This is a genomic window from Cyanobium gracile PCC 6307, from assembly GCF_000316515.1.
GTDB lineage: Bacteria > Cyanobacteriota > Cyanobacteriia > PCC-6307 > Cyanobiaceae > Cyanobium > Cyanobium gracile.
The window spans coordinates 1,172,775-1,196,012 of sequence record NC_019675.1; the positions used below are offsets into that span (position 1 = coordinate 1,172,775).

20 protein-coding genes are annotated in these 23,238 nt (G+C 67.8%); 16 read left to right on the forward strand and 4 right to left on the reverse strand.

The genetic code is table 11. The annotated features are described in order from the left end of the window. Positions 1-3 precede the first annotated feature (3 nt). Positions 4-1,149 (forward strand): UDP-galactopyranose mutase, encoded by a 1,146-nt coding sequence (gene glf / locus CYAGR_RS05575; RefSeq protein ID WP_015108811.1) that lies wholly within the window; start codon positions 4-6, stop codon positions 1,147-1,149. On the opposite strand, the gene mnmA is transcribed toward glf, so the two are convergent. After that, on the reverse strand, positions 1,134-2,261 hold the full coding sequence (gene mnmA / locus CYAGR_RS05580; RefSeq protein ID WP_015108812.1) for a tRNA 2-thiouridine(34) synthase MnmA: 1,128 nt from the start codon (positions 2,259-2,261) through the stop codon (positions 1,134-1,136). The two genes, glf and mnmA, sit on opposite strands and share 16 nt — an antisense overlap. 148 nt (positions 2,262-2,409) lie before the next feature. Between mnmA and CYAGR_RS05585 the strand changes: the two genes are divergently transcribed. After that, positions 2,410-4,017, forward strand: coding sequence for an NAD(P)H-hydrate epimerase (locus tag CYAGR_RS05585; RefSeq protein WP_015108813.1), 1,608 nt, complete (start codon positions 2,410-2,412; stop codon positions 4,015-4,017). Between the two features lie 222 nt (positions 4,018-4,239). Next, the gene (locus CYAGR_RS05590) at positions 4,240-5,172 is read left to right on the forward strand and encodes a sigma-70 family RNA polymerase sigma factor (protein ID WP_015108814.1); all 933 of its coding nucleotides are present in this window, start codon (positions 4,240-4,242) and stop codon (positions 5,170-5,172) included. Between the two features lie 12 nt (positions 5,173-5,184). Here the strand turns inward: CYAGR_RS05590 and CYAGR_RS05595 are convergent, their stop codons facing one another. Next, positions 5,185-6,063, reverse strand: a complete 879-nt coding sequence (locus CYAGR_RS05595) for a hypothetical protein (protein WP_015108815.1) — start codon at positions 6,061-6,063, stop codon at positions 5,185-5,187. Between the two features lie 153 nt (positions 6,064-6,216). After that, complete coding sequence (pdhA, locus tag CYAGR_RS05600; RefSeq protein ID WP_015108816.1) at positions 6,217-7,326, reverse strand: pyruvate dehydrogenase (acetyl-transferring) E1 component subunit alpha; 1,110 nt, start codon at positions 7,324-7,326, stop codon at positions 6,217-6,219. A 108-nt stretch (positions 7,327-7,434) separates the two neighbouring features. Between pdhA and CYAGR_RS05605 the strand changes: the two genes are divergently transcribed. The 10 genes from CYAGR_RS05605 (at position 7,435) to galE (ending at position 17,273) form a co-directional block, all read left to right on the forward strand. Then, a complete protein-coding gene (locus tag CYAGR_RS05605; protein ID WP_015108817.1) occupies positions 7,435-9,405 on the forward strand; it encodes an ARC6/PARC6 family protein in 1,971 nt (656 codons plus the stop codon). Further along, positions 9,405-10,895 carry a signal recognition particle protein gene (gene ffh / locus CYAGR_RS05610; protein ID WP_015108818.1) on the forward strand — a complete coding sequence of 497 codons (1,491 nt, stop codon included), beginning with the start codon at positions 9,405-9,407 and terminating at the stop codon, positions 10,893-10,895. The genes CYAGR_RS05605 and ffh overlap by 1 nt, the downstream gene beginning before the upstream one ends. Positions 10,896-10,941: 46 nt before the next feature. Continuing rightward, entirely contained in the window at positions 10,942-11,361 is a 420-nt protein-coding gene (gene rpsP / locus CYAGR_RS05615) for a 30S ribosomal protein S16 (protein ID WP_015108819.1), read from the forward strand. Continuing rightward, positions 11,358-12,374, forward strand: a complete 1,017-nt coding sequence (locus CYAGR_RS05620; protein ID WP_043325472.1) for a PhoH family protein — start codon at positions 11,358-11,360, stop codon at positions 12,372-12,374. The genes rpsP and CYAGR_RS05620 overlap by 4 nt, the downstream gene beginning before the upstream one ends. Further along, on the forward strand, positions 12,371-12,607 hold the full coding sequence (locus CYAGR_RS16360) for a hypothetical protein (RefSeq protein WP_051017053.1): 237 nt from the start codon (positions 12,371-12,373) through the stop codon (positions 12,605-12,607). Before CYAGR_RS05620 ends, CYAGR_RS16360 begins: the two co-directional genes overlap by 4 nt. Positions 12,608-12,637: 30 nt before the next feature. Further along, positions 12,638-12,877, forward strand: a complete 240-nt coding sequence (locus tag CYAGR_RS16365) for an aromatic acid exporter family protein (RefSeq protein ID WP_051017054.1) — start codon at positions 12,638-12,640, stop codon at positions 12,875-12,877. A gap of 106 nt (positions 12,878-12,983) precedes the next feature. Then, a complete protein-coding gene (locus CYAGR_RS05630; RefSeq protein ID WP_015108821.1) occupies positions 12,984-13,721 on the forward strand; it encodes a Bax inhibitor-1/YccA family protein in 738 nt (245 codons plus the stop codon). Between the two features lie 285 nt (positions 13,722-14,006). Beyond that, positions 14,007-15,131, forward strand: coding sequence for a GDP-mannose 4,6-dehydratase (gene gmd / locus CYAGR_RS05635; RefSeq protein WP_015108822.1), 1,125 nt, complete (start codon positions 14,007-14,009; stop codon positions 15,129-15,131). A gap of 130 nt (positions 15,132-15,261) precedes the next feature. After that, positions 15,262-16,230 carry a GDP-L-fucose synthase family protein gene (locus tag CYAGR_RS05640; RefSeq protein ID WP_015108823.1) on the forward strand — a complete coding sequence of 323 codons (969 nt, stop codon included), beginning with the start codon at positions 15,262-15,264 and terminating at the stop codon, positions 16,228-16,230. Continuing rightward, positions 16,227-17,273, forward strand: a complete 1,047-nt coding sequence (gene galE / locus CYAGR_RS05645; RefSeq protein WP_015108824.1) for a UDP-glucose 4-epimerase GalE — start codon at positions 16,227-16,229, stop codon at positions 17,271-17,273. The genes CYAGR_RS05640 and galE overlap by 4 nt, the downstream gene beginning before the upstream one ends. Here galE and CYAGR_RS05650 read toward each other — a convergent pair. Continuing rightward, on the reverse strand, positions 17,227-18,303 hold the full coding sequence (locus CYAGR_RS05650; RefSeq protein ID WP_015108825.1) for a TIGR03790 family protein: 1,077 nt from the start codon (positions 18,301-18,303) through the stop codon (positions 17,227-17,229). The genes galE and CYAGR_RS05650 overlap by 47 nt on opposite strands. A gap of 489 nt (positions 18,304-18,792) precedes the next feature. On the opposite strand from CYAGR_RS05650, the gene CYAGR_RS05655 reads away from it, so the two are divergent. The 3 genes from CYAGR_RS05655 to CYAGR_RS05665 are packed head-to-tail and all read left to right on the forward strand — an operon-like array spanning position 18,793 to position 23,238. Continuing rightward, a complete protein-coding gene (locus CYAGR_RS05655) occupies positions 18,793-20,712 on the forward strand; it encodes an ABC transporter ATP-binding protein (protein ID WP_015108826.1) in 1,920 nt (639 codons plus the stop codon). A 49-nt stretch (positions 20,713-20,761) separates the two neighbouring features. Further along, positions 20,762-21,691, forward strand: coding sequence for a glycosyltransferase family 8 protein (locus tag CYAGR_RS05660; RefSeq protein ID WP_015108827.1), 930 nt, complete (start codon positions 20,762-20,764; stop codon positions 21,689-21,691). Continuing rightward, a complete protein-coding gene (locus tag CYAGR_RS05665) occupies positions 21,688-23,238 on the forward strand; it encodes an asparagine synthase-related protein (RefSeq protein ID WP_015108828.1) in 1,551 nt (516 codons plus the stop codon). Before CYAGR_RS05660 ends, CYAGR_RS05665 begins: the two co-directional genes overlap by 4 nt.

Sequence of the window (23,238 nt, forward strand, 5' to 3'; positions counted from 1 at the left end):
TCAGTGACATCCAATGATGCAGCCTCGCGCAGCGAGACCGACACGCCCGCCTACGACTATTTGATCGTCGGCTGCGGGCTGTTCGGTGCCACCTTTGCCCGACTCGCCACCGATGCCGGAAAACGTTGTCTCATCGTCGAGCGCCGCCCCCACATCGGTGGCAATTGCTATACGGAGAAGCTGGAAGGCATCAACGTCCATCGCTACGGCGCCCATATCTTTCACACCAGCAACAAGGCCGTCTGGGCCTTCGTCAATAGGTTTGCAGAATTCAATAACTATATCAACTCACCCAAGGCGATCTCCGGAGACAAGCTATATTCCCTACCCTTCAACATGAATACCTTCTACGAGCTCTGGCAGACGCGCACGCCCGAGGAAGCCCGGCAGAAGATCGCCTCCCAGCGCTTCACCGGCGAACCCACCAACCTGGAAGAGCAGGCCCTGTCACTGGTGGGGAAGGACATCTACGAGACCCTGATCCGCGACTACACCCGCAAACAGTGGGGCAAGCATCCCCGTGAACTGCCCGCCTTCATCATCAAGCGGCTGCCGTTGCGCTTCACCTACGACAACAACTATTTCTCCGACCGCTACCAGGGGATCCCGATCGGCGGTTACACGGCCCTGTTCGACGCCTTGCTGGAGGGCATCGAGGTCCGCCTCAACGTCGATTACTTCGCCGACCGCACCCCGTTGGGGCGCCTGGCCCGCAAGGTGGTCTATACCGGCTGCATCGACCAGTATTTCGACTATGGGCTGGGGAGGCTGGAGTACCGCTCGCTCGCGTTCGACAACGCCGTGGTGGAAACCGACAACTTCCAGGGCAATGCGGTGATCAACTACTGCGATACCCGCGAGCCCTTCACCCGCATCATCGAGCACAAGCACTTCGAAGGCTCCAGCTCCCCCGTCACCGTGATCACCAAGGAGTACCCCCGGCCCTGCAACGGTGAGGCCATTCCCTACTACCCGGTCAACGATGCCCACAACCAGGGGCTGTACCGGCGCTATCAGGAGCTCTCCCAGGGAACGGAGAACGTGATCTTCGGGGGCCGTCTCTCCGAATACAAGTACATGGACATGCACGTGGTGATCGAATCGGCCATGAACCGGTTCCGCAGCGAGAGCCGTCAGGCGTCGGCCTGAATCAGCCCGCCACCGAGCAGCACCTCGCCTCTGTAGGCCACCGCCGCCTGCCCAGGAGCCACCGAGAACTGGGGCTCGGCGAAGTCGAGCCGGGCCCGGTGGGGCCGTCCGGCGGCGTGGTCGGCGGCCGTTTCGGGCAGGGGCGTCAGCAGGGCCCGCTCGGGCAGGCTGCGGTAGCGCACCTGCACCTCCACCTCGATCGGTCCGCTGGGCGGCGCGATCGACACCCAGTTGACGGCGCCGAGCACACAGGCCTGGCGTGTCGCCTCCCGCCGGGGCGCCACCACCACCCGGTTCATGGCCCCATCCAGCCGCACCACATGGAGGGGTTCGCTCCAGGCCACCCCCAGACCCTTGCGTTGGCCGATGGTGAAGTGCTCGATCCCGTCGTGCTGGCCGAGCACCGTGCCGTCCGCGAGAACAATCTCACCCTGTCGAGGCGCCAGGTAGGCATCCAGGAACGCCCGCATCGACCCATGGTGATCGGCCAGACAGAGGTCCTGGCTTTCGGGCTTGGCGGCGGTGCGCAGGCCGAGGCGTGCGGCCTCGGCGCGGGTGGCCTCCTTGGTGAGTTCACCGAGGGGGAAGACCAGCCGCCCCAGCACCGACTGGGGCAGGTCGTAGAGGAAGTAGCTCTGGTCCTTGTGGGCATCGAGGCCCCGCAGCAACTGGTGGCGGCCGTCCTGGGGGTCGTCCTGGCGCAGCCGGGCGTAGTGGCCCGTGGCGAGGCGGCCGATGTTGCGCTCCGCCTCGGCCCACTCCAGCATCGGGCCGAACTTCACCGCCCGGTTGCAGCGGGAGCAGGGCAGGGGGGTGAGGCCATCGCCGTAGCCCTCCACCAGGAAATCGACGATCTGCTCCTGGAACCGGGCCCGGGAATCGACCACATGGTGGGGAACCCCCAGCTGGTCACAGATGCCGGCCGCATCCACCAGACCCTCGGCGCAGCAGGCGCCCTTGCCACTCATCAGCCACAGGGTGAGGCCCTCGACCTCCCAGCCGGCCGCCACCAGCAGGGCGGCGGTCAGGGAACTGTCGACGCCGCCGGAGAGGCCCACCGCCACGCGCCGTTCACCGGGCCAGTCGCCAAGCCGTCCCAGCACCTCGGCCACCTCGGGGCTGGCGGCGGGGGGCTGGGCGGTGGACGCAGGCGGAACTGAGACCGTGGCAGCGGAGGGGCTCAAGGATCCCGATGGGTGGAACGGGGGGACGCCTCCATCATGGGAGAGCACTGCTCGGGCCGCCGTGAACCTCGGGCCGATGCCCACCGCCTGGCCGACGGCGGATGCCGATCACCTTCTGGTGAGCGGCGCCGCCATGGCCGCCATCGAGCAGGAGCTGTTCGCCAGCGGACTGCCGGTGGAGGCCCTGATGGAGAAGGCCGCCCTGGCGGTGAGCCGCCGCCTGGCGGAACGGCCGTCTCGGGACCGGCAGGACGGCCTGCTGGTGCTGGTGGGACCGGGCCACAACGGCGGCGATGGGCTGGTGGTGGCCAGGGAATGGCACCTGGCCGGAGGCCGGGTGCGGATCTGGTGCCCCTTCGAGCGCCGCCGGCCTCTCACCGAGGCCCACCTGCGCCATGCCCGCTGGCTGGGCATTCCCCTGCTGGAGGCCCCGCCCGACCCGGAGGATCCAGCCCTCTGGGTGGATGCCCTGTTCGGCATCGGCCAGCACCGGCCGGCCGGACCGCTGATCGAAGCCCTGCTGGGGGACCGGCAGCGGCGGCGGCCCGGCGCCCTGGTGGCGATCGATGTCCCCACCGGCCTGGACGCCGATGACGGGGTGCTGCTCGGCGGGGTCGCCGCCACGGCCGCCACCACCTACACCATCGGCCTGATCAAGCGGGGCCTCGTCCAGGACACCGCCCTGCGCTGGGTGGGACGGCTGGAGCGGATCGACCTGGGACTGCCGGCCGCGCTCCTGGGCCAGCCCGGTGGCGAGCCACTGCTGGGCCTGGGGGCCGCCGACCCGTGCTCGGCCCCCTGGCCCGTGCCGGATCCAGCCGCCGGGAAGTACGCCCGCGGACGCCTGCTGGTTGTGGCCGGCAGCCACCGCTTCCGGGGGGCCGCCCACCTGGCCCTGGCCGGCGCCACGGCCTCCGGATGCGGCAGCCTCCGGGCCGCCCTCCCCCAGGAGATCACCCCCCACCTCTGGCAGATCCACCCCCATGTGGTGCTGGAGCCCGGCCTGGGGGCCACCCCGGCCGGGGGGCTGGCGCTGGCGGATCTGGCCGCGGGCTGGCTGGATCGGCTGGATGCGGTGCTGCTGGGTCCCGGCCTGGGCGGAGTCGGTCTCGCCGGTGCACCACCAGCGGCGGGGATCGACGCCCCGGAGCGGCAGTGCTGGCAGGATCTGGCCGACTTCGCCGGCCTGCTGGTGCTCGATGCCGATGGCCTCAATCGCCTGGCGGCCATGGGCAGCGACTGGCTGGGGACCCGCCAGGGGCCCACCTGGATCACCCCCCACGCGGAGGAGTTCCGCAGGCTCTTCCCCGACCTGGCTCCGCTGCCCCGGCCCGAGGCGGCGGGGGCGGCGGCCCGCCGCACGGGCGCCAGCGTGCTGCTCAAGGGGGCCCGCAGCGTCGTGGCGGCCCCGGATGGGCGCCGCTGGCAGCTGCTGGTGGCCTGCCCGGAGGCGGCCAGGGCCGGACTCGGGGATGTGCTCGCCGGCTACGCGGCGGGGCGGGGGGCCCTGGCCATGGCCGCCATGGGGCAGGCGGGAACGCCAGGGGCCGATGCCGTCTGGCTGGCAGCCGCCGCCCTCGACCATGCCCTGGCCGGCGTCCGGACCCATCGCCGGCACGGGCCCGGAGGCGTGACCCCCCTCGCGGTGGCCGAGGCCCTGGAACATCCGGAGCCAATGAAATAGGGCGGAGCGGCCACTTCCCCATCGGGAGACTCTGATGGACTCCTCAGACCGGCAACAGAAGAATTAGCCCTTTGCTCATCCAATCAAAGCCTATTGCTAAAGAAGTCCGATTGTGTGCGGGTTCACATCTCATTCCTTAAAAGTTGTTCCAGACACTTTCTGCCCCTGCCGGTGGGTGGATAATCCGTTGACACTTTCGAAGGCGCCATTACGCCCCCTCCTATGACCGTCTCCGCCATTGCGACGAGAAGGGAGGGCTCCACCCGCAGAGGGAGTGATTCCATCACGTGGTACCTCACCTCCATCGGCAGAGAGCCTCTGTTGACCCCGGCCGAGGAGATCGAGCTCGGCAACCAGGTGCAGGCGATGATGCACCTGGTGGAAGAATCAAAAACCGGATACTCCGTCCAGGAGAACAAGACGATCAAGGTCGGCCGCCGCTCCAAGGAGCGCATGATGCGGGCCAATCTTCGGCTCGTGGTGAGCGTGGCCAAGAAGTATCAGGGCAAGGGGCTCGAACTGCTCGATCTGATCCAGGAAGGTTCCCTCGGCCTCGAGCGTGCCGTCGAAAAGTTCGACCCCACCCGGGGCTACAAGTTCTCCACCTATGCCTTCTGGTGGATCCGCCAGAGCATGACCCGTGCCATCGCCTGCCAGTCCCGGGCCATCCGCCTGCCTGTTCACCTCAGTGAACGGTTGACGACCGTGCGCAAGGTGAGCCTCGAGCTGGCCCACAAGCTCGGCGCCATGCCCAGCCGCCGTGAGATCTCCGAAGCCATGGCCATCCCCGTCGAGGAGCTTGACTCCCTGCTGCGCCAGGCCCTCACCATCTCCAGCCTGGATGCCCCCATCCATGCGGAGGACGGCCGCAGCTTCCTGGGGGACCTGATCGCCGATGGGTCCGCCGAGGAGCCGCTGGATCGCATCGAGCGGGGCATGCACCAGGAGCAGCTGGCCGAGCTCATGGGCCACCTCTCCGCCCAGGAGAAGGAGGTGCTGGCCCTCCGCTTCGGCCTCGACGGCATGGAGCGCCACACCCTGGCCGAGATCGGCCGGCAGCTGGATGTCTCCAGGGAGCGGGTGCGGCAGATTGAACTCAAGGCCCTGCGCAAACTGCGCAGCCTCTCGACCCGGTCCGCCGTTCCCCTGGCCTGATCGGCCGGCTCCTCAGCCCCGGCCGCCTCCGGCCAGAAGCCGTTTCAACCACCCCTTTGCCTGGAGCCCGGCGATCTTCAGTCGGCTCTCGCCTTTGAGGCCGCGATCGCGGCGGATCTGGATCGGAGCGTCGCCGACCCTCTCCCAGTCCGGCAGCCAGCAATTGTCGGTGCGGGGAAACCAGAATTCGAACACGGATGTTGTCGAGATGGGCAGCAACTTACCCAGGATCGAGTAGATCGACTGATCATGGCGGTGCTCCTGGAACCCCTCCAGATTGGGAGAACGGGAGGGGCGGTCGTCGATCATCGAGAAATCCTCACTGAACACCCTGATCCAGTGCCGCATGAAGTCCATGGCGGCGGGGCACTTGCGCACGAAGAAAGTGGTGGCCCCCAGCTGCTGGCTGCCGGTGATCTCGGGCCTATCCCGCACCGCCAGCCGGTCGAGCAGATCACCCTTGGTCCACTTGGCCTCCCCCTGATCGGGAAACTGACGGCCCTCGTAGATGAGGGAACCATTGGGGGGAAGACATTCGAAACCCTGCAGGCCGGAAGGGGCCTCCGCAGCCATCGCAAAGAACTCCAGCAGGCGCTGCCTTCCCGCAGGGTTGAGGTGACAGCCGGAATCGATCCAGTGCACCAGATCGCCGTCCTGCAGACGCTGGAGGGTCTGAAGAACGATCTGGGGCTTCCAGGCGTAGTAGCCAAAACCCCGGTGCTCCGGCGTCAGATAATCCTTGAACTGCTGGCGAAACGCAGGATCGAGATCGAACTCCGAGGCACTTACGATATCTGTGTACACGCCCATATCCTTCGCCTGACGACATAAGCGGCGCCGGGCCACTTTCATGCGGTGATCCGAGAAAGTGACGAGGACGCGTTTGGTCATCAGACCCGTTGCCATTCCGGCAATTTTAGTGATTCTAACATCGACTCAAGAAAAGACCGATTCCCGCGAAGAAATCAGGCCCAATTCCAATGGCCCCAGCGCCCGCCAAGCGACTCCAGCACCGCCCGGCCTGCCAGGAACTGTCGCGTCAGTTCAGTCGTCGGCCCAGATGTAACGGGTGAGTTCACTGCCATCGGGCTCCGGTGCCGCGAGGGCGAACTCGACGCAATCAGCGACTACGGCATCAATCTCCCTGTCGATCTCCTTGAGTTCCTCGGCCGTGGCCAGACCCTGCTCCATCAGTCGGACCGCCAGCTGCTTGATCGGATCACGCTTGGCCCAGAACTCCTTCTCCGCCGCTTCGCGGAGTTCGTCGGGATCCGCCAGGGAATGGCCGCGGAAGCGGTAGGTGAGGCATTCCAGCAGGGTGGGACCCTCTCCAGCCCTGGCCCGGGCGATCGCCCGCTGGGCCGCCGCCCGCACGGCCAGCACATCCATGCCATCGACCTCCTCGCCAACCATGCCGAAGCCGGCCGCCTTGCGCCAGATCTCCGGCTCGCTGGTGGCCCGGTTGTGGTCCATGCCGATGGCCCAGCGGTTGTTTTCGACCACGAACAGGATCGGCAGCTTCCACAGCGCCGCCATGTTGAGGCATTCGTAGAACTGGCCGATGTTGCAGGTGCCGTCTCCGAAGAAGGCCGCCGTGACCGCATCGCTGTCGGCCTGGCCGAGGGCCTCCCGCTTGTAGCGGCTGGTGAAGGCCGCCCCCAGGGCCACCGGGATGCCCTCGCCGATGAACGCATAGCCGCCAAGGAGATGGTGCTCCCGGGAGAAGAGGTGCATCGAGCCGCCCCGCCCCTTGCTGCAGCCGGTGGCCTTGCCGAACAGTTCACTCATCACCTCCCGGGCCGGCACACCACAGCTCAGGGCGTGGACATGGTCGCGGTAGGTGCTGCAGAACCAGTCGTGCTGGAGACGCATCGCCCGGATCACCCCGGTGGAGACAGCCTCCTGACCGTTGTACAGATGCACGAAGCCGAACATCTTGCCGCGGTAGTACATCTCAGCGCACTTGTCCTCGAAGCGGCGCCCCAGCGTCATGTCGCGGTAGAGCATCAGGCCCTCGTCCCGGCTGACACTGGCCCGCTCGGCCGGGTACAGGCCCTCGAGCCGCACCGCATGGCTGCCCGCCTCCTCGGACGACGAGCTTGCCCCGACGGTGCCGGGCTGCGCTGCCCGCGCCGCGGTCAGTTCCTGAGTCATGGCAGGACGGCGATGCGATTCGTGGCCACGACTGTACGGGGTCCGTTCCCTGATGACAGTCAAAACCACTGCCTCTGACTACAGTCGCGCCCCAGCGGCCTCATCGGATTGGACCTGCCGATCGATCACTTCCGGTTGCTGGGTGTCTCTCCCTCCGCCGACGCCCAGGGGGTCCTGCGCACGCTTCAGTCGCGGCTGGACCGGGTGCCCCACGGAGGGTTCACCCAGGAAACGCTGCAGGCGCGGGCCGACCTGCTCCGCGCCAGTGCCGACCTGCTCTGCGACCACGATCGACGCGCCGCCTACGAAGCGGAACTGACGGGCCTGGCCGACACCGGAGGCTCCCTGCAGCCGGCCCTGGAGATCGCCACCACCCGCCAGGTGGGGGGTCTGCTGCTGCTGATGGAGGGGGGCCAGCCCCTGGAGACGTTCGAGCTGGCCAGCCGCTGCCTGCAGCTGCCCCAGGCCCCCACCCTCGGCAGTGGCCGCGAAACCGATCTGACGCTTCTGGCGGGACTGTCCTGCCTGGAGGCCGCCCGGGAGCTGGAGGAGCAGCGTCGTTTTGAAGCCGCCGCCCGCACCCTGCGGCAGGGGCTGCAGCTGCTGCAGCGCCTCGGCCGGCAGCCCGAGCTCAGGGAAACCATGAACGCCCGGCTGGAGCGGCTCACCCCCTACCGGGTGCTCGATCTGCTCAGCCGGGATCTCGCCGCCGGCGCCGAACGGCGGGAGGGGCTGGCGCTGCTGGAGCAGCTGGTGCAGCGGCGCGGGGGCCTCGAGGGGGACGGCGATCCCCATTTCCCCCGCGAGGACTTCCAGACCTTCTTCCACCAGATCCGCTCCTTCCTCACCGTTCAGGAACAGGTGGATCTGTTCAGCCGCTGGGCCGCCAGCGGCTCCGAGGCGGCCGACTTCCTGGCCACCATCGCCCTGACCGCCTCCGGCTTCGCCCAGCGCAAGCCCGAACGCATCGCCGACGCCCGGAGCCGTCTGCAGCGCAGCGGACGGGAGGGCGTCGAGCCCCTGCTCGCCAACCTGCACCTGCTGCTGGGGGAGGCCGACACGGCGCGGGCCTGCTTCGACAGCGGCGCCAGCCAGGAGCTCAAAGCCTGGGCGGCCGGCAAGAGTGACGATCCCCTCGGTCAGCTCTGCGCCTACTGCAGTGACTGGCTGGTGCGGGACGTGCTGCCCGGCTACCGGGACCTAGAAGCCGAACCGGATCTGGTGGCCTATTTCAGTGACCGGGACGTGGTGGCCTACGTGGAGCGGGAGGACCAGCGGCGGGGCCGCGCCTACCTCTCGGCACCGGCGGCGCCGGCCGCGGCGGCCCCACCCCCGTTCCCGAGCTTCGAGACCCCTGGTTTTCCTGCCGCAGAGTCCTTCGCTCCCGGCGCCTCGGCCCTGGAGGGCTTCGCCTCCCTGCCGCCGACAGGCCCCGGGACGGATCTTGAGGACGAGCGGGATCTCGATGACGAGGTGCCCCTGCGCTGGCCCGTTCCCCCCCGGCCCTGGCTGCTGGCGGGCGGCGCCGCCCTGCTGCTGCTCCTGGCCGGCGCCTGGGTGCTGCGGCAGCGCCAGAGCGCTCCGCCGCCGCCCCAGCCGCCGGCTCCGCTGCCAGCTCCGGCCGCCAGGCCCCCGGCCGCGCCGACTCCCACCCCCGTGCCGGCGGGCGGCCCGAGCCTGGAGCCCCTCACCAGCCCCCGACCCGATGCGGCCCAGGTCCGCCGGCTGCTGGAGGACTGGCTGACGATCAAAGCTGATGTGCTGGCCGGTGAGCCCATTCCCCAGGGCCTGGATCGCATTGCCCGGGAAGGGCCGGTGGAGCTGCTCACAAGGGAGCGCCGCAGTGATGCGGCCCGGGGCCAGACCCAGCGTCTGGACGTGCGGATCACCGACCTGACCCTCTCCGAGAGCGGGCCCCGCCGCATCGTCGCCGTCGCCCGGCTCCGCTACAGCGACCGGCGCCTCGATGAAAACGGCAAGGTGGTGGAGAGCACGGCGCCCATGGAGCTGCGCAATGGTTATGTATTCGGGCGCGACGGCGATAGCTGGCGCCTGGTGGCCACCCAATCCCTCAACTGATGTTCGACGAACTCTCCCAGCGCTTTGAAGACGCGGTCAAGGGACTGCGGGGCCAGGCGGCCATCTCGGAGACGAACGTCGATGGCGCCCTCCGCGATGTGAGGCGCGCCCTGCTGGAGGCCGACGTCAGCCTGCCGGTGGTGAAGGAGTTCATCGAGGAGGTGCGGCGCAAGGCCGTGGGCGCCGAGGTGGTGCGCGGCGTGAGCCCGGACCAGCAGTTCATCCAGCTGGTGCACGCCCAGCTCGTCGAGACCATGGGCGGCGCCAATGCCCCCCTGGCGCGGGCCGCGGAAGGGCCCACCGTGATCCTGATGGCCGGTCTGCAAGGAGCCGGCAAGACCACCGCCACCGCCAAGCTGGGCCTGCACCTCAAGGAACAGGGCCGCCGTCCCCTGCTGGTGGCTGCGGACGTCTACCGGCCTGCCGCCATCGATCAGCTCCAGACCCTGGGCCGCCAGATCGGCGTGGAGGTGTTCAGCCTGGGCAGCGAGGCCAGCCCGGAGGCCATTGCCGCCGCCGGCGTGGCCAGGGGTCGGGAGGAAGGCTTCGACACCGTCCTGGTGGACACCGCCGGCCGCCTCCAGATCGACACCGCGATGATGGGGGAGATGGTCCGGATCCGGGAAGCGGCGGCCCCGGATGAGGTGCTGCTGGTGGTGGATTCGATGATCGGCCAGGAGGCGGCCGATCTCACCCGGGCCTTCCACGAGCAGGTGGGCATCACCGGCGCGGTGCTCACCAAGCTGGACGGCGATTCCCGCGGCGGGGCCGCCCTCTCGATCCGCAAGGTGAGCGGCGCCCCGATCAAGTTCATCGGCACCGGGGAGAAGGTGGAGGCCCTGCAGCCGTTCCACCCGGAGCGGATGGCCAGCCGGATCCTGGGCATGGGCGATGTGCTCACCCTGGTGGAGAAGGCCACCAAGGAGGTGGAGCTGGCCGATGTGGAGAAGATGCAGCGCAAGCTGCAGGAAGCCAGCTTCGATTTCTCCGATTTCGTGCAGCAGATGCGCCTGATCAAGCGCATGGGCTCCCTCGGCGGGCTCATGAAGCTGATCCCCGGGATGAACAAGATCGACGACGGCATGCTCCGCCAGGGGGAGAGCCAGCTGAAGCGCATCGAGGCCATGATCGGCTCGATGACCGAGGCCGAGCGCCGCCAGCCCGAACTGCTCGCCGCCCAGCCCTCCCGCCGCCGCCGCATCGCCGCCGGCAGCGGCCACACCCCGGCGGATGTGGACAAGGTTCTCGCCGACTTCCAGAAGATGCGCGGCTTCATGCAGCAGATGACCCGGGGCGGGATGCCCGGAATGCCCGGGATGCCGGGCATGGGTGGCTTTCCAGGCATGGGTGGGGGCATGCCCGGCATGGGTGGCGGCATGCCGGGAATGGGGGGCATGCCGGGCATGGGCGGTCCCGGTGGCCGCGGCGGCGGCCAGCCCCGCAAGCCCCCCAAGCCGGCCAAGAAGCGCAAGGGATTCGGCCAGCTCTGAGCAGGCCTGTAGGATTGGGAGCTGCATTTCGACCACCCTTTTCCAGATGATCAAGCTCCGGCTGAAGCGGTTCGGCAAGAAACGGGAAGCGAGTTTCCGTCTGGTGGCCACCAACAGCACCTCCCGCCGCGATGGCCGTCCGCTAGAGGAACTGGGCTTCTACAACCCCCGCACCAAGGAAACCCGCCTTGACGCCGAGGCCATCCGCGTCCGCCTTGGCCAGGGTGCCCAGCCCACCGACACCGTGCGCAGCCTGCTCGAGAAGGGTGGCCTGATCGAGAAGACCACCCGTCCCGCCGAAACCGTCGGCAAGCTGCAGCAGGCCGCCGCCCGTGACGCCGCCGCTGCCGCCGCGGTGAAGGAAGCGGCAGCCGCCGCCGAAGCCGCCAAGGAAGCCGCCGCCAAGCAGGCCGCTGAGGCCGCCGAAGCTGCCGCTGCCGCCGAACCTGCCGCCGCCAAGGCCTGAGCGAGCTCTCCTCCACGTTCGCCCTGCCCGACAGCGCCGCCGCCATTGCCCTGGCCGGCTCGGACGGCTCTTCGCTGCGTCGGCTTGAGGCCCTCACGGGTGCCCAGATCGTCCTGAGGGGCCTCGATCTTCAGATCCGGGGCCGCAGTTCCCAGGTGGAGCGGCTGCAGGCCCTGGTCCAGCTCCTGGAGCCGCTGTGGCAACGGGGCGAGCCCATCGGTCCGGTGGACATCCAGGCGGCCCTGACGGCCCTGGACACCGGTCGATCCGACCAGCACCGCAGCATGGGGCTCCAGGTGCTGGCCACGAGCGTCACCGGCCGGCCCCTGCGTCCCCGCACCCTGCGGCAGAACAGTTATGTCGAGGCGATTGAACGCCACGACCTGACCCTGGCGATCGGGCCCGCCGGCACCGGCAAGACCTTCCTGGCCACGATCCTGGCCGTGCGGATGCTCCAGGAACGCAAGGTGGAGCGGCTGGTGCTCACGCGTCCGGCGGTGGAGGCGGGCGAGCGGCTTGGCTTCCTGCCCGGTGACCTGCAGCAGAAGGTGGATCCCTATCTGCGCCCCCTCTACGACGCTCTCCACGGCCTGCTGGGCCAGGAACGCACCACCCAACTTCTGGAGAAGGGGGTGATTGAGGTGGCGCCCCTGGCCTTCATGCGTGGCCGCACCCTGGCCGATGCCTTCGTGATCCTCGATGAGGCCCAGAACACCACCTGCGCCCAGATGCGTATGGTGCTCACCCGGCTGGGTGAGAACTCGCGCATGGTCGTGACCGGTGACACCACCCAGATCGACCTGCCCCCGGGCCAGTTGAGCGGCCTGGTGGAGGCGGAGCAGGTGCTGGCTGGGGTCGAAGGGGTGGCGATCTGCCGCTTCTCCGACGCCGACGTGGTGCGCCATCCGCTGGTGCAGCGCCTGGTGCAGGCCTACGCCCGCCGCGATGCCCGCCCGCCGGCCCCCGCCGCCAGGAAACGGATCGATGGCACCCCCACCCGATCGGAGCCTTGAACAGCGCCGAACGGCTGCGCATCCCGGCCCAGATCGCGCTGGCCGCCCTGGTGGCCCACACCCTGGGTTTTTGTTTCACGAGCCTGTTTCCTGGCTACCTGCCCAAGATCGGCGGGCTCTGGTCGGCGATCTCCGCCGTCGCCGTGACCCAGGTCAGCCCCAAGGATGCGACCTCTTCCGCCTCGCTGCGGATTCTGGGATCGGCGATCGGCGCCATCACCAGTTCCGTGTAACTGACGCTGCTGCCCTTTCACCCCCTTGGAATGGCGGCGGCGATCTTCGCCACGGTGGCGATCTGTGCGGCGATCAATGTGCCCAGCCACGGCCGTCTGGCGGCGATCACGGTGATCGTCGTGATCGTCACCGGCAGCCTGGATCCGGCCCTGAGTCCGGGTCTGAACGCCCTGCTGCGCTTCCTGGAATCCTGCATCGGCACGGGCGTGGCGCTGCTGGCGGTGTGGCTCTGGCCCGGATCGCGCCACCAGCCCCGGGGCGACGCCTGAAGCCTGGCTGCAGGACGGCGGGCCCGCATGGGGAGATCCGAACCGGCGCTGCTGCCGCAACCCTGGGGCCGCTGGCAAGATGGATTCAGTTTGAAATGCCAGCGCCATGCCGGCCCGCAGCAACTTTCAGGAAGCGATCCGCGAAGCCCAGTCCAGCGCACTGATCGGTCCCAACGTGGTCAACAAGGCCCTGCCCTATGTGGGCGGCGGCATGGTGCTCACCGCTGGTGGTGTCCTCGGTGGCATGTCCCTCATGGCCAGTGCGCCGGCCCTGTTCATGCCCCTGTTCTGGGTGGCCCTGATCGGCAACTTCATCCTTTTCTTCGTGGCCCAGAACGCCGCCACCAAGGGCAACGCCGCAACCGCCTTGCCGATCCTGACGGCCTACAGCCTGATCACCGGCTTCACACTCAGCGGCATCGTGAGCTACGCCGTGACTTCGGCTGGTGTTGGCGCTGTTGGCACCGCCGCCTTGGCCACGGGCATCACCTTCGTGATCGCCTCCTTCTTTGGTCGCCGCATGAGCGACAACGTCGGCCAGGCCCTCAGCGGAGTGGTTGGTCTGGGCATCATCGGTCTGTTGATCGCCATGGTGGTGCAATTGGTGGGCGGCCTGTTTGCCCCGGCCATCTTCACTGGCGGTAGCTTCGAGCTGATGATCGCCGGCTTCGGCACCGTGCTGTTCGTGGGGGCGGCTTTCGTCGACTTCTACACCATGCCCCGCACTTATAGCGACGACCAGTATCTGGCCGGCGCCCTGGGCATGTACCTCACCTACATCAACCTCTTCATCTTCATCCTGAGGCTGATCATTGCCCTCCAGGGTGGCGGCCGCCGCGACTGAACAGCGAACGTTCTCCACAGCCCAGCTTTCCCATGGGCCCGTCCGTTGCGGATGGGTCCATTTTTTTGGCAAGGCAACGGCTCCGGCCAGCCCGATCCCCCGCCCCAGCTCAGCCGTCGCTACGGGCAGAGGCGGAGGACACCGGCGTCGGACGCACCGCGAGCGCCCGGCTAAGCTCCGATCGATACGAGCTGATCCAAGCAGGGCCAGCACAACATCAGCGGTAAGCCGCACTCCAGCTCAGCGGATCCGGCCCCTTCACCTCTTGAACACAACGGAAACCCCATGACCAAAACGGCTCTGATCACCGGGATCACCGGCCAGGACGGTTCCTACCTGGCGGAGTTGCTCCTGGAGAAAGGCTACGTGGTGCATGGGATCAAACGGCGGGCCAGCAGCTTCAACACCGACAGGATCGATCACCTCTACCAGGATCCCCACGAACAGAATCCCCGCCTGGTTCTGCACTACGGCGATCTGACCGACTCCACCAATCTGATCAGGATCGTTCAGCAGATCCAGCCTGACGAGATCTACAACCTCGGGGCCCAGAGCCACGTGGCCGTGAGTTTCGAAAGTCCCGAATACACCGCCAACTCCGATGCCCTCGGCACCCTGCGGATCCTGGAAGCCGTCCGCATCCTGGGACTGATCGACAAGACCCGCATCTACCAGGCCAGCACCAGCGAACTCTATGGGCTGGTACAGGAGATTCCCCAGAAGGAAACCACCCCGTTCTATCCACGCAGTCCCTACGGCGTGGCCAAGCTCTACGCCTACTGGATCACGGTCAACTACAGGGAGGCCTACGGGATGTACGCCTGCAATGGCATCCTCTTCAACCACGAAAGCCCCAGGCGGGGGGAGACCTTCGTCACCCGCAAGATCACCCGGGGCCTGGCCCGCATCGATGCCGGTCTGGATCAGGGCCTGTTCATGGGCAACCTCGACTCCCTCCGGGACTGGGGTCACGCCCGGGATTACGTGGAGATGCAGTGGCGGATGCTGCAGCAGGAGCAACCCGAGGACTTCGTGATCGCCACGGGACGGCAGGAATCGGTGCGCCGCTTCATCGAGCTCACCGCCGAGGAACTCGGCTGGGGGGGCATCGACTGGAGCGGCAGCGGCGTCGATGAGACGGGCGCCCGGCGTGACACCGGTGCCACGGTGGTGCGCATCGACCGGCGCTACTTCCGGCCGGCGGAGGTGGAGACCCTGCTGGGGGATCCCACCCGGGCCCGGGAGCGGCTGGGCTGGACCCCCACCACCACCCTGGAGGAGCTGGTGGCGGAGATGGTGGCCACCGACAAGGAGGAGGCCGCCAAGGAGGCCACCCTGAGGCGCGAGGGGTTCACCGTCGTCGGCTCGATGGAGAATCCCCCCCAGGTCGGGGTGAGCACCGCCCCGTGAACCGGCCCGCGAAACGCGGCTATGGTCATGGCCGTGACCCGTTCTCGTCGAAGAGGACCTTCGCTGGAACGACGCCCTCTCCCGCGGTCCGCAACCCCGCCCGGCGCCGCGGGGGCCTGACGATTTCCCCATGCTGATCTCAACGAACGATCGGATCTTCATCGCCGGCCATCGCGGCATGGCCGGCTCGGCCATCGCCCGGCGCCTGGAGGCGGAAGGCCACCGCCACCTGCTCTGCGTCAGCCGTTCTGACCTCGATCTCATGGATGGCCCCGCCGTGGCCGCCTGGTTCGGGGATCAGCGGCCCGACGTGGTGGTGCTGGCGGCGGCGCGGGTGGGGGGAATCCTGGCCAACTCCACCTATCCCGCCGACTTCCTGCTCGACAACCTCAAGATCCAGCAGAACGTGATCGAGAGTGCCTGGCAGCACGGCACCCGGCGCCTGCTGTTCCTGGGCAGCAGCTGCATCTACCCCAAGCTGGCCGAGCAGCCGATCCGGGAGGAGGCCCTGCTCGGGGGACCTCTGGAGCCGACCAACGAGTGGTACGCGATCGCCAAGATCACCGGCATTGAGCTGTGTCGCGCCCTGCGGCTGCAGCACGGCTTCGATGCCATCAGCCTGATGCCCACCAATCTCTACGGCCCCGGTGACAACTACCACCCCACCAATAGCCATGTGCTGCCCGGCCTGATCCGCCGCTTCCAGGAGGCCCGCGAGAACGGCACCGAGGAGGTGGTCTGCTGGGGCAGCGGCAGCCCGCGTCGGGAGTTCCTGCATGTGGACGATCTGGCGGATGCGGCCCTGTTCTGCCTGCGCCACTGGCAGCCGGGCGCCGAAGAGCTCCAGCACATCAACGTGGGAACAGGAACGGACGTGAGCATCAAGGACCTGGCCACCATGGTGGCCGAGGCGGTCGGGTTCCGCGGACGGATCGCCTGGGACACTTCCAAGCCGGACGGCACACCCCGCAAGCTCCTGGATGTGGGCCGCCTGGCCGCCCTGGGCTGGCGGGCGACGATTCCCCTGCCGGACGGACTCCGCCGCACCGTGGCGGAATTCGTCAGCGAGCGGGCCAGCGGCGCCGAGGTGCGGCTGTGAGGATCCTCGTCACCGGGGGCGCCGGCTACATCGGCAGCCATGCCGTCAGGGCCCTGACCAGGGCGGGGCACCAGCCCGTGGTGCTCGACAACCTGGTTTACGGCCATGCCGACATCGTCGAGAAGACCCTGGAGGTGCCGCTGGTGCTGGGCCAGGTGGGCGACCGTGAGGTGCTCGAACCCCTGCTGCGCGGCCGCCATCCCGCCCTTGACGGCACCTCCCTGGAGGGCAAGCCGATCGAGGCGGTGCTCCACTTCGCCGCCTACGCCTATGTGGGTGAGTCGGTGACCGATCCGGCCAAGTACTACCGCAACAACCTGGGCGACACCCTCACCCTGCTCGAGGCCCTGGTGGCCACCGAACGGCCGTTGCCGATCGTGTTCTCCTCCACCTGCGCCACCTACGGCATTCCCCAGCAGGTGCCGATCACCGAGGACCACCCCCAGGCCCCGATCAATCCCTACGGCCGCAGCAAGTGGATGGTGGAGCAATTGCTCACCGACTTCGCGGCGGCCTACGGCCTGCCCAGCGTGATCTTCCGCTACTTCAATGCCGCCGGTGCCGACCCCGACGGCGACCTGGGAGAGGATCACAATCCGGAGACCCACCTGATCCCGAGGGTGCTCGACACCATGAGCGGCCGGGAGCCCTACCTGCAGATCTTCGGCGACGACTACCCCACCCCGGACGGCACCTGCATCCGCGATTACATCCACGTGGCCGACCTGGCCGACGCCCACGTCCTGGGACTGGAGCGGCTGCTGCGGCTGCGGGAACGGGAGGAGAACGAGCGCCGACCGCTGATCTACAACCTCGGCAACGGCACCGGCTACTCGGTCCAGCAGGTGATCGAGACCGCCAAGGCCGTCACTGGTCGCGGCTTGCTGGCCCACGTGGCCAAACGCCGGGACGGTGACCCTCCCCAGCTGGTGGCCGGGGCCACCCGGGCCCACCAGGAACTCGGCTGGCGGCCCCGCTTCCCAGAGCTGGAAACGATCATCGAACACGCCTGGGCCTGGCACCAGCGCCGTCACCAGGGCTGAGGGCCCCGTGCCCTGGCCAGGGCCTGGCCAGGGGCTCCCCGATGAAGACCCCCTGCCCGGGCATGGCCACACTGCGCCAGTAGCTCTCGATCAGGGTGTCGCCCCGGAGGTAATAGCTGAGCAGCAGCCCGGGATCGGGGAACTTGGCCGTGAAGTTGCACGGTTCCACCACGGTGCCGTAACTGCCGGTGGCGCCGGCCTCGAGCCAGCGCAGCGCGCTCATCTGCGGGCTGTCCGTCAGCTGCCCGCCGAAGGAAGTGAGGTGATCGGCGACGGCACCGGGCCGGAAGCGGTTGGTGCGCACGCCCGCGGGGAAGGCCAGCCCCGTGACGTAGGCCATCACGTCCTGGGCTCCCACCAGGGTGTCGCCGAGGATGATCCGCACCCGCAGGCGGGAGTCGATGGCGGCCTTGACCCTGCCGTAACCGGCGGCCCGACGGTTGCGCCGGGCATCGCCGGTGCTCAGCAGGTAGGCGGTTCCCGGCGGTGCGGTCCCGTCCGAGGCCACCCCCTGCTGGATCAGACGCCTGGCTGCCGCCGCGCTGGTGGCGGCCAGCATCATGCTGGGCCGGATGCGCAGCTGATCCCATGGGCGGCGCACGTCACCGCGGGCGAACAGGGGGCTCAGGGCTGTGGTGCGGCAACCGCTGGCGCAGAAGCGGGGATCGAGGCCGAGGCTGAAGGCGCTGGTGATCGACTGGCAGCCGACCCGGTACGGGGCCGCCCAGGCCAGGGCATAGACCTGGACATGGGCCGGGGTCCGGCGGTCGACGCTGGCCTTGATGCGGCGGAACAGGGCAGGGTTCAGCGAGGCTTCCCCGGGCGCGAAGCGCACCCGGATCACCTGGTCCGGGGGGATCAGCCGGGCCGCCTGGTACTGCCGGCCGATGGTCTCGCTGAGGGGATCGGCGGCGTTGACGATGATCGCCAGGTGGCGATGGTCGAGGGGGCCGCGGGAGGGCGGTCCGGCGTCGTTGGAGCGGCTGTCACCCCATGGGCTGCCGCTGGCCGCCAGGGCCAGCGGCAGCAACAGCGCAACCCCGACAGCCAGGCGACGGCGCCACGCACCCGGTGGCCCGGCGCTGATCGATGCAGCCCCGGCCGGGGGTCGGGAAAGCGGAGGCCATGGCGAGGGAGAGGCCATGGCGAAGGCGGTGAGGCTGGGGGTTTGGCCGACAGGGGGGGCTCCGAACACGGAGTGGTCCTGGAAGCGAGAAAGAAAGCGAAGGGTGATGAAAAGACGTGGGTGGCCTGTCGCGGGCCCGACCCACGTCCTTCCCTTCGTCAGGTCGATCTTAGGACCAGCCCAACGTCGTGCAGGTCCATGATGGCGGCCTAGATTTGAGATCATCGGCGTTCCTTTTGCCATCCCGATCCCCTGGTCCGCCGGGCTGGGGCAAGCCCCAGCTCCAATCCCTTGTCGTGTGGCCCGGAGGCGGCTACCCAACCGGACACGGCAGGACGCCCCAGCCCCGACTCCCAATCCGCCATTTCCAGCATCCTTTCCGCCTTGCCGTTGATGCCGCTTCTCCATCGCATCGCCAGACGACTCCCCAGCCCCCTGCTTGCCCCCCTCACTGACCAGAGACCCGCTGCACGTCTGATCCGGCATTCGGCGAAGAAGTACTGGAGGCTTCTGGCCCTCAACTTCTCCACCAGCCTGGCCGCCAGTCTCAGCGAGGGCGCCACCCTCGGGATCATCTTTCTTGCGGTCAGCCTGATCAGTGCTCCCGAGAACAGTGACTGGAGCAAGATGTCCGTTCTCGGATCTCTCAACCAGCTGCCCTGGCTGCAGGGCGGGCTGAACAGTGCCCTGAACACCCGGGCCGGTCGCGACAGCCTCTTCGTGCTGCTCCTGGCCACTGCCGTGGCCCTGCAGGGCCTGATGGCGGCGACCAGTTATGTCAACAGCGTCAGCACCGCCGTGATGGGTGCCCGGATGGGAACCGAAATCACCGGCAAGCTGAACGATCGGGTCCTCTCCCTGACTTTCGGCTGCGCCAGCCGTTACCGCGTCGGTGACCTGCTCAATTATGTCGGCTCCGGGGGCGGCACCGTTGAGAAGGAGATCAGCCTGGCCAACGGACTGTTGATGAACAGTCTGCAGCTGATCATCTACCTGGCCATCCTGGTGGCCATCTCCCCCTGGCTTCTGCTGGTCGCCTTTGCGATGGCCGCTGTCATGCAGATGGTCCAGAAGGTGCTGCTGCCACGGATCCGCAGGAATTCTCAGGAGCAGCAGAAAGTGAGCGTCGAGCTCTCCAGCCATCAGAACGAACAGATCCAGGGTCTGCGGCTGCTGCACAGCACAGGCCAGCTCGAAAGCTCCAGAAAAAGGCTGAAGGCGCTGCTCAATGAAAGCAAGCGACTGTCGATACGGCAGAGCAAGCTTGCCAACATCGTCCAGCCGATTTCCAACATGCTGCCGATCATCTCGATCGCCATCATCGCGGCGCTCAGCCTGATGGTGTTCAAGGACCGCAGCAGCGGCGTCCTGCCGAGCCTGGTGACGTTCATCATCGCCCTCCAGAGACTCAACCAGCGGGTCGGCAGCCTGACGGGCCTGGCCACGAGCTATGCCGCCAACAGTGCCAACGTCGAGCGGCTCAACCAGATCCTGCGCGACGACGACAAGGAATTCATCCGCACCGGCGGTGTGCCGTTCACGGCCCTGCGCGAGGCGATCCAGCTGGATGATGTCTCGTTGCGCTACAGCCCCGACCTGCCCCAGGCCCTCTGCTCCATCCAGCTCGCCATCGGCCACGGCCAGACGGTCGCCCTCGTCGGCTCCAGTGGCGCCGGCAAGAGCTCCATCGCCGATCTGCTGGTGGGTCTCTACGAACCCACCGGCGGAAGGATCCTCGTCGACGGCGTCGACATGCGGACGATCAATCTGGCCAGCTGGCAGCAGCGCCTGGGGGTCGTCAGCCAGGACACCTTCCTGTTCAACGCCAGCATCGCCAGCAATATCGGCTTCGGCGTCGAGAACGCCTCCATGGACGACATCATGGCCGCAGCCACCAAGGCCCAGGCCTCCCGCTTCATCGCGGATCTCCCCGATGGCTACGACACCAAGATCGGCGAACGGGGCTATCGGCTCAGCGGCGGCCAACGCCAGCGAATCTCACTGGCCAGGGCGATTCTGCGCCGACCTGAGCTGCTGATCCTTGATGAGGCCACCAGCGCCCTCGACAGCCAGAGCGAACGGCTGGTGCAACAGGCGATCGAACAGTTCGAACGCCAGCACACTGTTCTCGTGATTGCCCACCGGCTCAGTACAATCGTCAATGCCGACGTGATCTGTGTCCTTTCGGAGGGAAGGATCGTGGAGCGGGGCCGCCACCATGAGCTGCTCGCCCAGGACGGTCAGTACGCGAAGCTCTGGAGCGAGCAATCCAAACATCCCCAGCAGAAGCCGATGACTCCAGCCCCCGTCTGATGGCTTTCCCATTGCCCGGGGCGACCCTGCAGGAGCACGAATCTTTCCCATGATCATTGCCTGCACGATTGATAATAACTACATCCGGCACTGCGCCGTGATGCTGAAATCCCTGCAGCTCTCCAATCCAACCGAAAGCCTCAGCGTCTATATACTCCACGGCGTCATCGATGCCGCAGAACGAGCTCGGCTGGCGGCCTACCTCGGTGAATTTCTGCCTTCGGTCTCCTTCCTGCAGCTGGATGAGCAGATGCTCGCGGGTTTTCCCGTCTTTGGTCATATCAGCCTGGCCACCTATTTCCGGCTGCTGCTGCCGGCGGCCCTTCCCCATGCGGTGGAGAAGGTCCTCTACCTGGATTCCGATCTGATCGTCGTCGACTCCCTGCGGGACCTCTGGGAGTCGCCACTGGAGGGAAACAGCATCGGTGCGGTGGAGGAACACAACCAGGACTTCGACCGCAACCGCCTCGGCCTGGCAGAAGGCTCCCTGGTCTTCAATGCCGGGGCGATGCTGATCGATCTGGGCCGCTGGCGCCGGGAGAGCATCCTGGCCAACGGGCTGGAATTCGCCCGCACCCATCCCGAGCGGATCAAGCACTGGGACCAAGACGTGCTCAATTCCCTGCTCGAGGCCCGCTGGCGGCCGCTCGACTGGCGCTGGAACGCCCTGCCCCACCTCTGGATGCATCCGGAGTACACCTGCGCCGACACCCCCTTGGGCCGGCAGGCGGAGCTGGCCCGGGCGAGCCCCGCCGTGATCCACTTCGCGGGCTCGGGGGTGGCCAAGCCCTGGCACCATCGCTGCACCCACCCCTGGCGGCAGCGGTACCTGGAGATCCGCCAGCAGACTCCCTGGGCACACCTGCCCCTGGAGGGCACCCCCGACACCTCCCTGGGTGAACGGCTCGGACGACTGCGCTTCCGGGTCAAACGGGCCGGCAAGGAGATGCTCGGCCGGCTGGCCCCCCGGAACCGATGACCATCCAGATCGGCGACCACCGGCTCACCTGCATCGGCTACACCGACAGCACCGAGGCGGATCTGCTGGGACGCTTCCTGCGCCAGGGGAGCCGCGCCCTTGCCGAGACGCAGGGGGAGTACACGCTGGTGATCGAGACCGACGCCGGGGACGTGACCGTGGTCACCTCGCCGGTGGGGGCCACCCATTACTACGTGCTGGAACACGACGGCCGCCTCTTCCACGGCGACCGGGTGGCCGAGATCCTGCGCCGCAGCGGCCTGACCTGGCGCTGGAACTGGCAGGCCCTCGGCGATCTCTGCCAGCTGGAGAACCTGACCGACAACCAGACCCTCCACCCGGCGATCCGGCGGGTGCCCCCCGGCAGCGTTCTCCACTTCACCGATGGCAGGGTCTGCCTCCACTCCGTCGCGGTCCTCGATGGGATCCCATCGGCCCCCGCCGACCCCGACGCCGCCGTCGATGCTCTCAACGACGCGGTCCTGCGGCTGGCGGGGGACAACCCCTATCTGTCCCTGTCGGGCGGGTTCGATTCGCGGGTGATTCTGGCGTCGATGCTGGGCCAGGGTCTGCGGCCCCATCTGATCACGATGGGGCGGGAGGAGGCGACCGACGTCCAGGTGGCCCGCCGCATGGCCAGCCGCTTCGATCTGCCCCACCAGCTGATCAACCTGGACCTGGAGGAGTTCTTCGCCCACGGACCCTGCATCTCCAGCCTCACCAACGGCACCAAAACCGCCTGGCACTGGCACACCTTTCTCTATCCGCTGAAGGCCAAGATTCCCGCCGATGCCACGTTCTTCGTCGGCACCCTGGGGGAATTCGCCCGCACTTACTACTTCGACCGGGGCTGGCTCGGCCGGATCGCTTCTCTGGCTCCCGAAGCCGCCTTGAGCCAGTTCTGGCGCCTGAAAGTGGAGCGTCATCTCAGCTTCTCAGCCGAGGAACTGCAGCATCTGGCCCCGCCGCTGGCCGCCCAGTTGATGCCGGAGGGTCGCAGCCAACGCGCCGCCAGGCTTGCCGGCTTCTGTCGGGGAGGCTTCCTCGAAGGTCTCACCCGGTACTACTTCGAGCAGCGGGTGCCCAATTTCTACGCCAATGGGATCTGCATGTACCGGGCCTCCAGCGCCTGGCGATCCCCCTTCCACGACCGCCGCTGGATCGAAGCGATCTGGAATCTCCCCGATGGTTGGAAGCTGGGCTCCAACTGGCACCGCCATGCCATTGCCCGCAACTGCCCGGAGCTGCTCAGCTTTCCCGAGGAGAACGGCTTCGACAAGAGCCGGATGCTGGCCAAGGCCCCTCCCCTCTACTGGACGCCGCCCATGCGGAGGGCCCGGTACATCAGCTACGACCTCAGCGCCGACTGGTACCGCGACCCCAGGATGCACGCCTTCCTGCGGGAGCACGGCGGACTGATCGACGACCTGGTGGATCCCGACCTGCTCCGCCGGATTCTGGATGCCCATCGCAACGGCACCGACAGGACCCGAACCCTGGCTTTCCTGCTGACCCTGATCTTCTGGAAGCAGGTGATCACCCCATGA

Coding starts and splice junctions, on each gene's coding strand:
- gmd (WP_015108822.1), top strand. CDS start 14,007: ATGACCAAAACGGCTCTGATCACCGGGATCACCGGCCAGGACGGTTCC.
- CYAGR_RS05595 (WP_015108815.1), bottom strand. CDS start 6,063: ATGACCAAACGCGTCCTCGTCACTTTCTCGGATCACCGCATGAAAGTG.
- CYAGR_RS16365 (WP_051017054.1), top strand. CDS start 12,638: ATGGCGGCGGCGATCTTCGCCACGGTGGCGATCTGTGCGGCGATCAAT.
- CYAGR_RS05660 (WP_015108827.1), top strand. CDS start 20,762: ATGATCATTGCCTGCACGATTGATAATAACTACATCCGGCACTGCGCC.
- CYAGR_RS05655 (WP_015108826.1), top strand. CDS start 18,793: ATGCCGCTTCTCCATCGCATCGCCAGACGACTCCCCAGCCCCCTGCTT.
- CYAGR_RS05585 (WP_015108813.1), top strand. CDS start 2,410: ATGCCCACCGCCTGGCCGACGGCGGATGCCGATCACCTTCTGGTGAGC.
- rpsP (WP_015108819.1), top strand. CDS start 10,942: ATGATCAAGCTCCGGCTGAAGCGGTTCGGCAAGAAACGGGAAGCGAGT.
- ffh (WP_015108818.1), top strand. CDS start 9,405: ATGTTCGACGAACTCTCCCAGCGCTTTGAAGACGCGGTCAAGGGACTG.
- CYAGR_RS05630 (WP_015108821.1), top strand. CDS start 12,984: ATGCCGGCCCGCAGCAACTTTCAGGAAGCGATCCGCGAAGCCCAGTCC.
- pdhA (WP_015108816.1), bottom strand. CDS start 7,326: ATGACTCAGGAACTGACCGCGGCGCGGGCAGCGCAGCCCGGCACCGTC.
- CYAGR_RS05665 (WP_015108828.1), top strand. CDS start 21,688: ATGACCATCCAGATCGGCGACCACCGGCTCACCTGCATCGGCTACACC.
- CYAGR_RS05590 (WP_015108814.1), top strand. CDS start 4,240: ATGACCGTCTCCGCCATTGCGACGAGAAGGGAGGGCTCCACCCGCAGA.
- CYAGR_RS05640 (WP_015108823.1), top strand. CDS start 15,262: ATGCTGATCTCAACGAACGATCGGATCTTCATCGCCGGCCATCGCGGC.